At 53.4% G+C, this 14,818-nt stretch carries 15 protein-coding genes; 2 read left to right on the top strand and 13 right to left on the bottom strand.

Features of this window, described 5'->3' with window-relative positions:
* Nucleotides 1–19 precede the first annotated feature (19 nt).
* The 9 genes from AC0YNU_RS12230 to AC0YNU_RS12190 all read right to left on the bottom strand — a co-directional run bounded on the left by AC0YNU_RS12230 (nt 20) and on the right by AC0YNU_RS12190 (nt 9,505).
* Nucleotides 20–481 carry a hypothetical protein gene (locus AC0YNU_RS12230; protein ID WP_475756688.1) on the bottom strand — a complete coding sequence of 154 codons (462 nt, stop codon included), beginning with the start codon at nt 479–481 and terminating at the stop codon, nt 20–22.
* Nucleotides 453–860 (bottom strand): hypothetical protein, encoded by a 408-nt coding sequence (locus AC0YNU_RS12225; protein ID WP_475756686.1) that lies wholly within the window; start codon nt 858–860, stop codon nt 453–455. Before AC0YNU_RS12225 ends, AC0YNU_RS12230 begins: the two co-directional genes overlap by 29 nt.
* Nucleotides 857–1,876 (bottom strand): ABC transporter ATP-binding protein, encoded by a 1,020-nt coding sequence (locus tag AC0YNU_RS12220; RefSeq protein ID WP_475756684.1) that lies wholly within the window; start codon nt 1,874–1,876, stop codon nt 857–859. The genes AC0YNU_RS12225 and AC0YNU_RS12220 overlap by 4 nt, the downstream gene beginning before the upstream one ends.
* A 21-nt stretch (nt 1,877–1,897) precedes the next feature.
* Nucleotides 1,898–2,911 carry an ABC transporter ATP-binding protein gene (locus AC0YNU_RS12215; protein WP_475756682.1) on the bottom strand — a complete coding sequence of 338 codons (1,014 nt, stop codon included), beginning with the start codon at nt 2,909–2,911 and terminating at the stop codon, nt 1,898–1,900.
* An 80-nt stretch (nt 2,912–2,991) separates the two neighbouring features.
* Nucleotides 2,992–4,149, bottom strand: coding sequence for an ABC transporter permease (locus tag AC0YNU_RS12210; RefSeq protein ID WP_475756679.1), 1,158 nt, complete (start codon nt 4,147–4,149; stop codon nt 2,992–2,994).
* Nucleotides 4,146–5,144: an ABC transporter permease gene (locus AC0YNU_RS12205; protein ID WP_475756677.1), complete on the bottom strand. Its 999-nt coding sequence runs from the start codon at nt 5,142–5,144 to the stop codon at nt 4,146–4,148. Before AC0YNU_RS12205 ends, AC0YNU_RS12210 begins: the two co-directional genes overlap by 4 nt.
* A gap of 135 nt (nt 5,145–5,279) precedes the next feature.
* Nucleotides 5,280–7,292, bottom strand: coding sequence for an ABC transporter substrate-binding protein (locus tag AC0YNU_RS12200; protein ID WP_475756675.1), 2,013 nt, complete (start codon nt 7,290–7,292; stop codon nt 5,280–5,282).
* 214 nt (nt 7,293–7,506) lie between these two features.
* A complete protein-coding gene (locus AC0YNU_RS12195; protein ID WP_475756672.1) occupies nt 7,507–8,376 on the bottom strand; it encodes a helix-turn-helix domain-containing protein in 870 nt (289 codons plus the stop codon).
* Between the two features lie 367 nt (nt 8,377–8,743).
* Nucleotides 8,744–9,505 carry an SDR family NAD(P)-dependent oxidoreductase gene (locus tag AC0YNU_RS12190; RefSeq protein ID WP_475756670.1) on the bottom strand — a complete coding sequence of 254 codons (762 nt, stop codon included), beginning with the start codon at nt 9,503–9,505 and terminating at the stop codon, nt 8,744–8,746.
* A gap of 278 nt (nt 9,506–9,783) precedes the next feature.
* Between AC0YNU_RS12190 and AC0YNU_RS12185 the strand changes: the two genes are divergently transcribed.
* Nucleotides 9,784–10,362, top strand: coding sequence for a TetR/AcrR family transcriptional regulator (locus AC0YNU_RS12185; RefSeq protein WP_475756668.1), 579 nt, complete (start codon nt 9,784–9,786; stop codon nt 10,360–10,362).
* Nucleotides 10,363–10,448: 86 nt separating this feature from the next.
* On the opposite strand, the gene AC0YNU_RS12180 is transcribed toward AC0YNU_RS12185, so the two are convergent.
* The 4 genes from AC0YNU_RS12180 to AC0YNU_RS12165 form a co-directional block, all read right to left on the bottom strand.
* Nucleotides 10,449–11,378 carry an ABC transporter permease gene (locus AC0YNU_RS12180; protein ID WP_475756666.1) on the bottom strand — a complete coding sequence of 310 codons (930 nt, stop codon included), beginning with the start codon at nt 11,376–11,378 and terminating at the stop codon, nt 10,449–10,451.
* Nucleotides 11,375–12,262, bottom strand: a complete 888-nt coding sequence (locus AC0YNU_RS12175; protein ID WP_475756664.1) for an ABC transporter permease subunit — start codon at nt 12,260–12,262, stop codon at nt 11,375–11,377. The genes AC0YNU_RS12180 and AC0YNU_RS12175 overlap by 4 nt, the downstream gene beginning before the upstream one ends.
* Nucleotides 12,263–12,279: 17 nt before the next feature.
* Nucleotides 12,280–12,915, bottom strand: coding sequence for a succinate dehydrogenase cytochrome b558 subunit (locus AC0YNU_RS12170; RefSeq protein ID WP_475756661.1), 636 nt, complete (start codon nt 12,913–12,915; stop codon nt 12,280–12,282).
* 254 nt (nt 12,916–13,169) lie between these two features.
* Nucleotides 13,170–13,649: a carboxymuconolactone decarboxylase family protein gene (locus tag AC0YNU_RS12165; protein WP_475756659.1), complete on the bottom strand. Its 480-nt coding sequence runs from the start codon at nt 13,647–13,649 to the stop codon at nt 13,170–13,172.
* Between the two features lie 331 nt (nt 13,650–13,980).
* Here AC0YNU_RS12165 and AC0YNU_RS12160 point away from each other — a divergent pair, with 331 nt between their 5' ends.
* Entirely contained in the window at nt 13,981–14,673 is a 693-nt protein-coding gene (locus AC0YNU_RS12160) for an NAD(P)H-dependent oxidoreductase (protein WP_475756657.1), read from the top strand.
* Nucleotides 14,674–14,818 lie beyond the last annotated feature (145 nt).

The raw sequence follows: 14,818 nt of genomic DNA, 5'->3' as shown, positions 1-14,818 counted from the left end.
CTTGATTCCTTGCGGCTTATCAGTCCGAGGGAACCGCCCTCTTCGCTAATGCGATCGATACCAGGAACAATACCAGCGCGCAGATGCCCTCGGCAGCAGCCAAGAGCCAGGCTTCCGTCAGGTTCTTCTTCTCGTCAATGGCGAACACGATCAGCTCACACCCGAACAACACCGCCAGCTGAATGGCGAACAGCTTCGTGAACGACGGCCACAGCTTCCCTGCAAGGGCCCGCATTTTCAAAAAATGCTGACAATAATAGACGAACGCGAGCCAGACGATGCCAAGCACGATAAACGTTCCGTATTCAACGGCCTGCCATGCATACGGATCCACCCCATAATAGGAAAGCAGATCGATGACGACCCCTCGTATCGCCAGCCAGTCGAAGATGCCGACGAACGAGAGAATGACGGTCAGCGCGACGGATAGAAATCCGGCAACGGCTGCTCTTCTATGCTCCTGCAGCAATGGATCCATCATGCACCTCTTCACTCCACTCTTGGGCAGCTTGCCGAAGATTGCGCAGCATGAACTGACGCGTCTCTTCGTTCTCGACGAGATTGGTTTTCTTCACGTAGGCCGATAACCGGCGGAGCTTCCTCAAGTAACTGCGGGCAGCCGTCCGCCGTGCGCTGCGGAGCGCCCGGTCATCGCCCTTCTCATAGAGCCGAATCATCTTCTTCGCATGCTTCAGCGACCAGCGCTCCGGAATCATGCCGGTTGACGTGATGTGCTCGAGATCGCGGTGCTTCTCTCCGAAGATCTTGTCGAGCATGAATCGCATGTACCAGATGGAAGCGACCATGATCAGTCCCAAGCAAATCAAGAAAATAAGCAGGATCAAGGCAATGGCCGTCATTGGGCAACCGCTCCTTGCAGCTGAAGTTCGCCTGCGAAATGGCAGGCCGAATAATGCCCTTCGCCGACCTGCTTCCATTCGGGCGCCTGACTCTTGCAGATGTCCTGCGCATACGGACAGCGCGGATGGAAATAGCAGCCGGAAGGCGGATTGGCCGGATTGGCGACCTCGCCCGCCAGAATGATCCGGTTCGATTTCTTGCGCGGATCGGGCACCGGCTTCGCGGACAACAACGCTTCCGTATACGGATGCTGAGGATTGCGGAACAATTCCTTCGTCGCTGCCGTCTCGACCATCTTGCCGACGTACATCACGCCAACCCGGTTGGAGATGTGCTGGATCACGCCAAGGTCATGCGAGATAAACAGATAGCTGAGATGCAGTTTCTCCTGCAAATCCTGCAGCAGATTAATAATCTGGGCCTGAACGGATACGTCGAGCGCCGACACCGCTTCGTCGCAGACGATGAATTTCGGATTCGTCGCCAGCGCCCTTGCGATCCCGATGCGCTGACGCTGCCCGCCGCTGAACGCATGCGGATACCTCTCGAGGTGCCGGCTGTTCAAGCCGACCATCTCCATCAGCTCCTTGACGCGCTCCTTGATCTCGTCCCCCCGGGCCAATCCGTTGCAGATCAGCGGCTCCGCGATAATATTGAGCACCGTCATCCGCGGGTTGAGCGAGGAATACGGATCTTGGAAGATCAGCTGCATATCTCGGCGGATGGCCCGCAGCTCATGGTTGTTCAGCTTCAAGACGTCCTTGACCTGACCTTGACGGTCCTGGAATAACGCGGTTCCCGAGGTCGGCTCGATCGCCCGCAGGACGCAGCGTCCGAGCGTCGTCTTGCCGCAGCCCGATTCCCCGACCAGGCCGAGCGTCTCGCCGGGCCGGATCTGAATATGGACATCGTCGACGGCTCTAACGAAGCCGACGGTTTTCTTCATGAAGCCCTGCTTGATCGGAAAATACTTCTTCATCGAACGGACGTCCAATACGAACTCCTGTTGCGTCATGGCTCAGCCTCCGCTTCAGATTTAGACCTCATCCACCAGTAAACAGCGGACGGAATGACCCTGCGCCACCTCGACGAGCGGCACGTCCTCGACATTGCACACGCCGTCCTGCGCCAGCTTGCAGCGCGTATAAAAGCCGCAGCCCTTCGGCAAATTCATCGGAAACGGCACCGTTCCCTCGATCGATTCGAGCCGCTTGCTCTCCCGCATTACCGAAGGGATGGAATTGAGGAGCGCCTTCGTATACGGATGCTTCGGATGATGGAACAGCGTATCGACGTCGGTATATTCGACGACCTTTCCCAGATACATCACGGCCACGTCGTCGGACATCTCCGCGATGACGCCGAGATCATGCGTAATGAAGATGACGGACGTATCATGACTCGATTTCAAGTCGTTAATCAGCTGCAGCACCTGGGCTTGCACCGTCACGTCGAGCGCCGTCGTCGGTTCGTCGGCAATGAGAATGGACGGGCTGCAGGAGAGCGCCATGGCAATCATCGCCCGTTGGCGCATGCCGCCGGAGAGCTGATGCGGATACTCGCTCATCCGCTGTTCCGGATTGGACATCCCGACCTTCTTCAGGATTTCGACGCCGATCCGGAAGGCCTCGTCCCGATCGTCCGTCGTATGAAGCAGGATCGCTTCCGTAATTTGATTGCCGATGGTGTGAATCGGGGAGAACGCCTTCATCGGCTCCTGGAAGATCATCGCGATCTCGGCGCCGCGAATATCCCGAATCTCTTTGCCGCGGGCATCGAGCTTGGCAAGATCGACGACCTCGTACGTGCCGTCCTTCTTCTTGCGGGTCAGCCGAATTTCGCCATGCACCTCGCCCGGCTTCGGAACGATGCGCAGCAGCGCCTGCGAAGTCACGCTTTTGCCGCAGCCGCTCTCGCCGACGATGCCCAGCGTTTTGCCGCGTTTGATGCGCAGGTCGACGCCGTCGACGGCTTTCAGAAGACCTTCATCCAATCGGAACTGCACCTTGACGTCCTTCATTTCCAATATGACGTTCTCCTGCTGCGACACGGGAACTCCCCCTAAAAGTTTTGTCGTATATTTTGCCGGAATCTAGCGAAATAGGAGCAAAACTACTCGTAAGCAGACGCTTATTTATAAGGATCTGCCGCATCCCGAAGCCCGTCTCCGAGAAAGTTGAACATGAGCACGGTCAGCATGATGAAGGCAGCCGGCCAAAGCAGCCACGGATGATGCGCGAGCGTCTCCAGGTTCTGCGCATCCTGCAGCAATACGCCCCACGAAACCGCGGGCGCTTGCAGCCCGATGCCAAGGAAGCTCAAGGATGTTTCGCCTAGAATGGTGGCGGGAATCGACAGCGTGACGTTAACGATGATGTAGCTCGCAAAGGAAGGAAGCAGATGCTTCCGAATGATGCGCAAGTCGCCGGCCCCCGCGAGCCGTGCCGCCATCGTGAAATCTTCCTCGCGCAGCGATAGAATCTTGCCGCGCACGACGCGGGCGAGTCCGGTCCAGCCGATGATCGAGAAGATGATGATCAGGCCGAAATACATTTGGGTCGCCGACCACTCTCGCGGCACCGCCGCCGAGAGCGCCATCCACAGCGGAATCGTCGGGATACAAATCAGAAAATCGATGATCCGTTGAATGATGGTGTCGGAGACGCCGCCAAGGTAGCCGGAAACGCCGCCCAGCAGCAGCCCGATAAACAGCGTCAGCACGATCCCTACGAGACCGAACGATAAGGAGATGCGTCCGCCATAGATAATGCGCGAGAACAAATCATGCCCGAGCTGGTCCGTCCCCATCAGAAACAGGGCGCCGTCCGGATTGTTCACGCCGAACAGATGGATGCTCGAAGGGATGAATCCCCACATCTTGTAGGGCTCGCCTTTCGCGAAGAACTGAATGGGATATTTCTTCGTCTTGTCTTCGCTGAAGGTTCGCAGGAACGTTTCCTCGTCGATCTTTTCCTTCATGCCATAGACGAACGGGCGAAGCTGAAACCCCGTCTCCGCATCCACGAAATGGATTTTCTGCGGAGGCGCATTCTTGTATGCCGTGAAGCGCGTAGCGGAGAGATTAGGTGAAACGAATTCGCTGAACAACGCGATTAAGTACATGAGAATGAGAACGACCGCCGAAATAACGGCCAACTTATGCTTTTTGAACTTCCACCACATCAGCTGCCATTGCGAGGCGACTTCCATGCTCGGTTGATCGGTCTTCTTCTTCCGCCTTGCGCGCGTGCCGCGCAGTTGATTGATGACCGTCGTGATCCCGCTCATTCACCGACACCTCCGAAGCGGATTCGCGGATCGATCGCCGCGAGCAGAATATCCGACAGCAGCGTGCCGAGCACGGTGATGACGCTGGTCACCAGGATAAAGCTGCCGCACAAATACATATCCTGCGTCATCAGCGCCTTGAGCAGCATCGGCCCGGTCGTCTGAAGGTTAAGCACGATCGAGACGATCACCTCGCCCGATATCAGCGCCGGCAGCGTCCACCCGATCGTGCTGATAAGCGGGTTGATCGCCATCCGAACGGGATACTTGAAGAGCAGCCTGCCTTCCGATACCCCCTTTGCCCTGGCGGTAATGACGTATTGCTTCGATAATTCGTCGAGCAGCATGCCCCGCGTGATCCGGATGAGCGAGGCCGCCGATGCCATCCCGATGACGATGACGGGCAGGATCATCCGGGGCAGCATATCCAGCACCTTCGCCATGCTCCACGGCGCATCGACGTACTCCGGAGAGAACAGCCCCGTGATCGATACCCCGGTCTCGATGAATATGAAATAGACGAGCACGAGCGCGATCAGAAATCCCGGGACCGCCACGCCGATGAACCCGATAAACGTAAACACGTAATCCAGAATCGAATATTGGTGCGTGGCCGAATAAATGCCGATCGGAATCGCGACGAGCCATACGAAGATCAGCGAAATCAGCGAGATCGCCACCGTCAGCCCGAGCCGCGGCCAGATCACGTCGGCAACCGGCATATTGAACTGGAAGGAACGGCCCATATTGCCGTGCAGCACCATATCTTTGATCCAATAGACGTACTGGACGATCATCGATTTATCCAAGCCGTATTCCTGCTTCAAATTCAAGATGGCGCTCTCCGACACGTCATTGCCCGACAGCTTAAGCTGCTGGATATAGTTGGTCAGAAAGTCGCCCGGGGGCAGCTGAATGATGACGAACACGATAATGCTGATCGCGACCAGCAGCGGGATAAGCTGCAGCAAGCGATAGGAGATATAATTAAGCATGCGGTTCCCTCCCGTTCAAGGTGGATCAAGGTGAAACAGTTGTCGCCGTCCAGGTAGCGGCGCAAACGAACTCGGGAGCCCAGCCGCCCGGAGTTCGGCGGCTGGGCCCTGCGAGTTGCCGAATAGCTGGCTCCCTTATTTCTTGAAGAAGAATTGCTCGCCGCTGAAGTCCGTTCCGATCGCGAAGCTGCTGTCCGTCGGGATGTTTTGCAGCTTGTCGTTCACGATCAGCGGCTGTTTCACTTCGCTTAGCGGGATGATGTAGTACACGTTGTCTTTCATCATTTGCTTCACTTCTTCGATGAGGCGCTTGGCGTCATCCGGCTTGGAAGCCATCGCTTCATCGATCTTCGCATACAGCTTCTTCACGTCTTCAGGCGGTTCTTTGCCGGTCTTGCCGGAGCTCGAATGCCACTGATCCCATACCGGCCCCCATTGGCCTTGTCCCCAGTCGCCCATGTACCAGAGCGGCGTGTGCGTCCAGATGACGGTTGCCTGCAGATCGTTCGCGGTTTGGCGTTGACCCCACAGCGTTTGGTCGATCGTTTTCATCGTCACGTTCAGGCCGAGCGCTCTCCACATTTCCGAGATCAGCTGCGTGTACGGCACGATGTCCGGCGCTTGCGCGCCGACTTCGAACGGGATGGTGAATACTTTGCCGTCCGGACCCAGCCGTTTGCCGTCGGCATTCTTCTTCATGCCCATGTCGTCGAGCAGCTGGTTGGCTTGATCCAGGTCGAACGTCGGGTCTTCGATGCTGCCCGGCTGCGCGAAGCCGTAATAGATCGTGTCGATCAGCTCTTGGCGGTCGATGGCCATGTTGAGCGCTTTGCGGAAGCGGACATCCTGGACCACCTTCTGCCAAGTCGGATTATCGTACGTCAGATTGAGGAAAATGTCGGTCGGCGTAACGTGCATATTGTTCAGCACGGCCTTGTAGCCGTTCTTCTCGTTCTCTTTGTACAGCGGCATCTTCACGAGGGCTGCCGATTCGCGCGAGAAGTCGACTTCCCCGGCGATCGTCTTGAGGCTGACCATCTCGATGTCGTTCACGAGCGTGCTTTCGATTTTGTCGATGTAAGGCAGCTGGTTGCCTGCCGTATCGACCTTGAAGTAGTACGGGTTGCGTTCGTACGTCGTCACGCTCTGCGTGGCTTTCGTAATGACCCATGGATAAAGCACCGGGAAGCCGATCGCTTCCGAATGGTTCAATTTCCAGTTCGTAATGTCTTTGAAGTTGAACAGATTGACCCACTCGCCTTTTTTGAATCCGGCATCCTTGATCGCGGGTTCAAGCTGTTCAAGCGGCGTATATTTCGTGTGGAATTGCTTCAGGAAGTGAGCGGGCTTGAGGAGCTCCGTATAGCCGCGCCAGCCTTGAATGGCCAAGCGAATCAAGAGACCGCCGTACGGCCGATCGAACGTCAGCTTGAAGTTATAGTCGTCCATGATTTCCAGCTTCATGGGCGCGCCTTCCGCCACGCCGCCGGAACGAAGATACAGCGGGAAGATCGGCGTCAGCTCCGGATTCATGAGCACGTCCTCGACCGTGAACCGGATATCCTCCGTCGTCACGGGCTCGCCGTCGGACCATTTCAGTCCTTTGCGCATTTGGAACGAAATCGATTTCTGGTCGTCGCTGAGCAAATAATCCTTCAGTACGTTGCCGGTAATTTTCTCGCCGAGGATACTTGGCGTATTCAGGAGCGGTTCGTTATCCATGACGAATACGTCCGCATCCCAGTTCGCTACGGATGTCACCGTGCGGAGCGTTCCGCCGTAGGAGCCGATCTCGTACTTCAGCTGATTCTCGTCCATCTCGTTGGTAATCTTGTAATCGGCGGGCACGCGGTCTTTCACATCCGGCAGGTTCTTGCCGTCCAAGGCAGCAGACTGATGAAATTCGCTGATCTGCCCATCCGACGTGTTCGTGGCGGCGTTGTTCGAATTGTCGTTCTTCGCCGGTTCGTTTGCATCGTTCTTGGATGTGTTCGCATTGTTCGATGAAGAGGAATCAGACTTGTTTCCCGCGTTCGACGAAGGCGATTTCGAATTGGAATTCGATCCGTCATCGCACCCGGTTAGAGCGGCAGTCAAAATGAGAGCGGTTACAAGAACTGTTACCAGAAACCTTCTCCTTACCTTCATGCACAACCCTCCAACATTTTTGTTTGTTTGTCTTTGAGTTTTTTGGACTCACCATCATTATTATGTGGGATGCCAAACAATTCAACAGCACGGAGGCAACAAGCAAAGATCGTCTACTCGGTGACACGATCAGCGAACTTTCGACCGCAAGCAAACAAAAAAAGTCCCAAATGGGACTTTTCGACAGGGCAATGCGCGATCTTTATTCAGCGGTTCATCTTCTCGATGCCTGTTCTCTGAGCTGCTGCGGCGTTAACCCGTAGTATTGCTTAAACAGCCTGTAAAATTGCGATTTGTCGGGATAACCGACATTCTTGCCGATCGTAACGACGCATTCGCCGGATTCGAGCAGCAGGCGCTTCGCTTCGCGCAGACGCACTTCCTGCACGTATTCGGTAAACGTATAGCCGCAGCATGCTTTGAACGTCTTGCTGATGTATTGCGGCGAATAATAGCTTTCTTTGGCCAAATCCTGGAGCGTGATCGGCGAGGCGTAATGCTTCTCGATATAGGACAGCAGCTTGGGCAGCAGGTCTTGAAAATCGATGGCCGCTTCCTGCTGGAAGTTATCCTGCATCCTGCGAAAGGCGGATGCCAGCAGCAGCATCGCGTATCCGCAAAGCATGGCGCAATAGCCGATTTTCTTGGATGCGTATTCGTCATACATCGATTCCAGGAGCTCCTCCAGCTCCAGGATCGATCGGCCTTGAAACCGGATGTGGTGGAAGGAGCGCTGCAAGGCTTGTTGGAATTCTTGGAACAGCCGCTGCGAGAAGAAGCCTTGGTTCGGTTCGAACGAGGTGAAGTGATCGTTCAATAAATCAGGCCGAATCAAAATATTCATGTACTGCATATCTTGCCCCGCATAGAAGGAATGCCGGTCCCCCACATTCATCCACAATAAATCGCCGCGCCTGACATTGTAGCTTTGATCGTTGATACGGTGAATTCCGGAGCCGTGGAGGATGTAGACAAGCTCGACAAAATTGTGGGTATGTTCCGGCTCATGCTCGTGATTGGCTATTTTCTTCAGCGCTACTTTCTCATCTTGCTGTATGCAATCAGCTGCCTTGAAGATATGCACCTCATCACCCTCCAACATCATGAGAATAGGTTGCCTTACGTCCCGCGCTTTTTTTGAAAGCGTTTTCTTTATAATCTATATTAAGCTTCTGCAAAATAAAACATGTTCCTTCTTTTTTTAATATGGAATATTTTTGCATATTGGCGATACGATTTTCCTGCAATACTCGACAGACCGTCAATTATTTGCGCGGCGTAATTTCGTCAAATTCCGCAAATCCATTTACACCGTTCGCCGCGCTGTCGAATGAAGCAGCGCTCAATATCAGCACAAAAAAACGGCCCCTGATCATATCAGGGGCCAGCTCAGAATCTCGATTCGTTCGTTCAGCGAGTAACCGCTTCTTATTTCGATTCGTTCAAGCGGCTTACCAAGGCAGTTGATTGTCCATGAAATAGAACTGGCCGGACGGGCCGTCCGCGGGCAGCGTTGCCAGCATCACGCTTGTCTTGCTGCCTTCCGTTACTTCGATTTCGGCATGTTTGCCGCCGATCTCGGTTCTCACCCAGCCCGGATGAGCGGAGTTGACTTTAATCGCCGTGTCCTTCAGTTCGTGCGCAAGATGATTCGTGAACAAATTCAATGCCGTTTTGGATGCGTCGTAAGCGAGCAGCTTCACGTCATAGATCTGAGCTTCGGGATTGCTATGCAGCGTAAGGGATCCCAGCACGCTGGACAGATTAACGATTCGGCCTGCAGGCGCTTTGCGAATCAATGGCAGCAGCAGCTGCGTCAGTTCGACAAGCGTAAAGAAATTCGCTTCGAAGGTTTCGCGCAGAACTTCCGGCGAAACGGTGCTGGTGTTGTTCATTGGCATCAGATGCTCGACTTCTTTTTGCACGCCGGCATTGTTAATCAAGATATCGAGCTTTCCGTACCGTTGGTCAAAATGGTCGTACGCGGCTTGACGGTCTTCAGCGCGCAGCACGTCGAATTTGATGCTCTCCGCACGAATGCCTTCTGCCTGAAGGGCCTCCGCCGCAGCCTTTCCTTTCGCCGCATCCCGTGCGCCGATGACGACTTGAGCGCCGAGCTTGCCTAGATCGCGTGCGGTTTCAAGGCCGATACCGCGGTTCCCCCCTGTAATGAAAGCGACTTGCCCTTCGAGATTCCCGTTAACGGTTGTCATTATAAATTGCTCCCTCGCTGTTTATTTGGATAGAATAAAGGCTGACCGATCGAACATGCTTCACTTGAACGGCGGACCGCCGGCTGTCCGCCATCTTTTCAAGTCAGTCTCGATCGGTATCGATTTATGCGATCTCTTATTGAGAACGACCGTTCTAATTGGCCGCAAACACATCATAACCTATTGGGAACGATCAGTAAAGAATTATTTTTGCCGTTGCGGCGAATTATTTACCGATTGTTCTCAATATGTTAAGATCGAACCGAGGGGGCTAGAGAATGGCTAGAACCAAGGAATTCGAAGAAGATGCCGTGCTGTTGAAGGCCATGCGACTGTTCTGGGAGCAGGGTTACGAGAAAACCTCGATCAATGATCTTGTCGAACATATGGGCATTCATCGCAGAAGCTTGTACGATACATTCGGCGATAAGCATAAGCTGTATCTATTGGCCATTAATCGCTACGGAAATTTGGCCAACAGCCGGCTGGATCCGGGCATTCGCGACGCCACCGCCAAACAGGCCATCGATTTTATATTCGACTTTGTCATTCAGGGTATGGGCGATGATAGCCCTGCGGGCTGCATGCTGGTGAATATGGCAGTCGAGCTGGCCTCCCGGGATTCCGAGGCCGGAACGATAGTAAGCGAAGGCTTCGCCGAATGGGAACAGCTCATCGCGGACGTCGTGCGCAAGGGACAGCAGACCGGCGAGTTCACGACCGAGCGCAGCGCGGAGGATCTCGCGGAAAGCCTTCATAACAGCTTGCTCGGTCTTCGGGTGCATACCCGTAGTATGGCCGACAAAGAAAAGCTTTATCGCATAGCCGATATCGCAAAGGGAATATTAGAACCATAATCCGCTCAGTTGCGGACATACGTAGAAACCCGCGTCAGGGACGCGGGTTTCTCTTTCGTTTCGCTCTTATAGAGGCTATTCTCGGCTCAAACATGCGAGTACTTGGAAAATTTCTGTTTGTACCTCTTCTCGATTCCGAGCGAAATCATATGGAACCCGAGAATGTACGCGATATAAGTGAGCAGCGGAATGAACAGCTCCCACCGGTACATATACAAATTGCTGCGCGCTTGCCCGATCAGTCCGCTCCATTCGTTCGTGCGGCTCACATAGATCGGCGGGTCTATCGGGTCGAAGTACACCAACGTACCGCCGACGAAGATATTGAAGATCGCCAGCTGTCCGAACAAGCCGAGAATCAATACGATCTCTTGAACGAACAAGATGAGGAAGCTTTCCAGCATATGCGGCAGCAGATGAGTCCGGATAATCGTCCACCGGCTTGCCCCGATCGACTTGGCGGCGAGCACGAATTGCTTCTCGCGGAGCACCATCGTTTTCTCCTTCACCGTGGACGCGACGGTCGGAATTCCGACCAGCCCCAGCACGACGGCTAGGATAAGCGTCATCGTAAACGGGGAGGCCGAAGGGTTCATGGAAATGCCGATCATGATCATCCATGCGACGATGAAGATCGGGATGCCGTTCAACATATTCCAGATCGGTAGGCGATCGGCCTTAGAGATCTTGCCTTTGCCAAGATAACCAATCAGCATCCCCAGCACGCCGCCAACCAGAATGCGGGTCACGGCAATCGACAGAGAGGCGATAATCGTATATTTCGCTCCGGCGAGCAGCTTCGCCATCAGATCGAGGCCGAATCTGTCCGTTCCGAACGGATGGCTGGCGCTCGGCGGAAACGGCGGAGCCAGAAGCGTTTTCTTGCCGTCCTCGTCAACCTGATACACCACGGCGGCATGCTCGCTTAGATCGTGAGGAGCTATATGGCGGCCGAAGAAGGATGCTGATATGATCAGAAGCGTAATAATCAGGCCGGCCAACAATGTTTTATTCATCGTGCGAACACCTTCTCCCAGCCGACAATCAAGGCTCGCAATACGGAAAACACAAAGACGTAGAGCAGCAGCAGCGTGAAGATTCCGTTCACGACCAGGTTGTATTGGTAACCTTCATTGGCATAAGCGTTGGAGAATACCAGCGCCGTCACCCCGTTCAGGTTATATAGATATTCGAAGATGAACAGATTTCCGAACAGGATCCCCATGAATTTATGCAAATCCGCTTTGACGAAGGGCAATACGTTAGGCAGCGCATGGAAGAAGACAATATAGCGTTTCCCCAGCCCCCGTGCTTTCGCGGAACCGATATAGTCCTCGGTCAGCGCATGATTCATGTGCAGGGCAACGTTTCGAATCATGTAGACGGCAGGAATGATGACGGTCGATAGTAACGGAAGCGCGATCGCCGGTTCATCCATGGTGATGCTTGCCACTCGAAAGAGGACAAATCCGGTTTCCGACGCTACGAAGACGATAAGAAACTGCAGCAGCAGGACGATGACAAAATCCGGGAGCACGCTCGTCAATTCCAGAAGACGCTTGAGCCATTGCGCGCGCGATACCGCAAAGTAGATGCCAAGCAACATGCCGAGCGTCATGCCGATCACGGCACCGACCGTCATATAGGAAACCGTGATTGCAAAGCTGCTTCCGATTTGCTCCATGAACGATAATTCCTTCTGGCCGGACAGATAGCGAAAGGCATCGCCGTTCGCGAAACCTTCTATATATCGTTCGAGGCTTGTCATCCCGTCGGACCAATGAAATTGAAGCGAGCCGTCCGCATAACTTTGCTTCATAACTGCTGGAATCATGGCAAAGACAAGTACGAACACCAGCATGCCCAGCATCATTAAGGTGTACTTCGTTATTTTTGTCATGCGAGGCGATTTCCTTCCTATGCGCTGAATTCATCCCCGGTAAAAGCAACGAGCGACAGAATGAACAGCAAGGAAACGAAAACGAATATCCCCATGCAAACATAAGAGGATATTTTCTGCGAGCGCGGCGATACCGTCACGCCCCAACTGATCAGGAATGCCCAGAGCCCATTGCTGAAATGGAAAACTGCCGACAATACGCCGATTACATAGAGGATGAAGTACGCCGGATTCGTGGAAATTTGATGCATCGTCGAGCCAAGCTCCTCATGCGTAATCGCACCCAAGTAAATTTGAAGACGCGTATTGAAAAAATGCCAGAAAACGAAAATAAACGTAACCACGCCCGTCATGCGCTGCAAAATAAACGCCCAGTTGCGACCGTACGTGTATTGACCGGCGTTCATATTCGACCGGTAGGCCATGTAAAGTCCATAAATACCGTGGAACAAGATCGGCAGGTAGATTCCGATAATCTCAAGCAAGGGCTTAAGCGGCAGACTGTTAATGAAATGAACGTAGGTGGCGAACCCTTCCGGTCCGCGTTCAAACGCTTGAAAGTTGATCGATACGTGCACAAGAATAAAACCCCCGAGAGGAATGACGCCGAGTAGCGAGTGCAGTTTGCGCCAATAGTAGGCATTTCCTTTCATAGCATGCTGCTCCTTTCTAAGATGACTTCCAGTTCTTTGAACCAAACCCGTTCTGAATTCATGATTGTTGGCTCTTCTTTTTTCAAAGTCAAATATAAAACGATTAACGACGCCAATGTGTGACAAGATGTTTATGGCAAAAAAAAGAACCCGGCTCCGGGTTCTTCGTTGTAAATACGATTAATTGCGTTCGAGATCGCTCGCAGTAGGTCGATAGCCTAACTTATGTTCGCGAGGAAATAACAACCGGCTAATTAGCTCAAACCTGCTTTCGTCAATCCATAGGCTACGTCAGCCGAACCCGGCACGCTCTTGAAGCCGATACTAATGCGATTCCAAGCATTGATGGTCACGATCGAGAACGTCAGGTCCGAAATTTCTTTCTCCGACAATTGTTCGCGAACCTGCGTGTACACCTCGTCAGGGACGCCATGCTCAGGCAGCTTCGTCAGAACCTCGGTCCAAGCCAGCGCCGCGCGTTCACGCGGACTAAACAGCGACGATTCCCGCCAAATCGAGAGGTGATAAATGCGGAGCTCGCGCTCGCCATGGATCTTGGCCTCCTTGACATGCATGTCCAGGCAGAATCCGCAGCCGTTTATTTGCGAAGCCCGGATATGAACCAGATCGATGATGCTATTCTCAATCGCGCTATCCTTCTCGGCGCCGCTAAGATCCAGGAGCTTTTTGACAAATTCCGGCGATTGCTGCATGTAGTTCACTCGTAGTGTCATTCGTATATTCCTCTCGATTCTGTTGGATTCGATTTTTTTCAGCCTCTGCGCTTTCGGACTTTGCCGCTATTTAGGGCATTTGAACGATTACCTCATTAGAGCCAAAAACCCGATGGTTGATATTATGGGCAAAGCGGGTTTCGACTATGCTGATTTGGATAGTTGTACCCCTCACTGATGTCACACATTTATGCCGCCTGTCGTTATATGACTGTCCAAGCAGCCGCGGCAGGGATTCGGAACAAGTTTGTAACTGAACGAACCATAGACTCTTCTATCGCAACGACAAATTTATCATCAACCCATTATGGTCAAAAGGACGTGTTATTTTATGTTAGGCAAATTGAAAACCCTATTCACCGGATCTTCCGTTACTTCCCATACGACAGGACAAAAGGTATTGTACATTACCGCGCATCCGGGCACGGACGAGAACTCCTTTAGCCTTGCGGTAGGCAAAGAGTTCTTGGACGCTTACAACGAAGCGAACCCGAACGATCAAGTATTTCATATCGACCTATTCCAAGCCGAAATCCCTTACCTGGACAACGAGATATTCGGCGCCTGGGACAAACTGAAATCGGGTGCGTCATTGGATCAACTATCCGCTTCCGAGCAAGCCAAGGTCGGCCGCCTGGGCGAACTGGTCGACCAGTTTCTGGAGGCTGACAAATACGTCTTCGTTAACCCGGTTTGGAACTTCTCTTATCCGCCGGTATTGAAAGCTTATATCGATGCGGTCTTCGTAGCGGGCAAAACATTCTCATACACGGTTGACGGCCCGGTCGGTCTGCTCGGCAGCAAGAAAGCATTCCACATCCAAGCCAGCGGAAGCGTACTGTCCGAAGGCGGATACGCTCCCTTCGAGATGGCTCACCGGCACCTTGACGCCGCATTGAAATTCTTGGGCGTTCCAAGCTTCGAAGCCGTATACGTCGAAGGCATGGCTGCCCAATCCGACAAAGCGCAAGAAATCAAAGCCGGCGCGATCGCGAAAGCTCGCGAAGCCGCGAAACGCTTCTAAGTTTAATCAGCGAGAAGCACCCCCTGAAGAGTCTAGGGGGTGCTTTTTATACCGTTTGGATATAGCTTCAACTTCGCCGCTGGGCCAGGTCGTTGTCGATGCCCGCAATGCAAAAAAGGCCGCGATTTACGCGACCTTACAAGGA

It is taken from the genome of Paenibacillus sp. J31P316 (assembly GCF_056269105.1).
This window is presented reverse-complemented; position numbering and strand designations above follow the sequence as displayed.

Bases quoted from the DNA above. Each gene is read 5' to 3' on its own strand.
- AC0YNU_RS12165 (WP_475756659.1), bottom strand. From the start codon at position 13,649: ATGACACTACGAGTGAACTACATGCAGCAATCGCCGGAATTTGTCAAA.
- AC0YNU_RS12220 (WP_475756684.1), bottom strand. From the start codon at position 1,876: ATGACGCAACAGGAGTTCGTATTGGACGTCCGTTCGATGAAGAAGTAT.
- AC0YNU_RS12175 (WP_475756664.1), bottom strand. From the start codon at position 12,262: ATGACAAAAATAACGAAGTACACCTTAATGATGCTGGGCATGCTGGTG.
- AC0YNU_RS12180 (WP_475756666.1), bottom strand. From the start codon at position 11,378: ATGAATAAAACATTGTTGGCCGGCCTGATTATTACGCTTCTGATCATA.
- AC0YNU_RS12185 (WP_475756668.1), top strand. From the start codon at position 9,784: ATGGCTAGAACCAAGGAATTCGAAGAAGATGCCGTGCTGTTGAAGGCC.
- AC0YNU_RS12200 (WP_475756675.1), bottom strand. From the start codon at position 7,292: ATGAAGGTAAGGAGAAGGTTTCTGGTAACAGTTCTTGTAACCGCTCTC.
- AC0YNU_RS12225 (WP_475756686.1), bottom strand. From the start codon at position 860: ATGACGGCCATTGCCTTGATCCTGCTTATTTTCTTGATTTGCTTGGGA.
- AC0YNU_RS12170 (WP_475756661.1), bottom strand. From the start codon at position 12,915: ATGAAAGGAAATGCCTACTATTGGCGCAAACTGCACTCGCTACTCGGC.
- AC0YNU_RS12210 (WP_475756679.1), bottom strand. From the start codon at position 4,149: ATGAGCGGGATCACGACGGTCATCAATCAACTGCGCGGCACGCGCGCA.
- AC0YNU_RS12190 (WP_475756670.1), bottom strand. From the start codon at position 9,505: ATGACAACCGTTAACGGGAATCTCGAAGGGCAAGTCGCTTTCATTACA.
- AC0YNU_RS12230 (WP_475756688.1), bottom strand. From the start codon at position 481: ATGATGGATCCATTGCTGCAGGAGCATAGAAGAGCAGCCGTTGCCGGA.
- AC0YNU_RS12205 (WP_475756677.1), bottom strand. From the start codon at position 5,144: ATGCTTAATTATATCTCCTATCGCTTGCTGCAGCTTATCCCGCTGCTG.
- AC0YNU_RS12160 (WP_475756657.1), top strand. From the start codon at position 13,981: ATGTTAGGCAAATTGAAAACCCTATTCACCGGATCTTCCGTTACTTCC.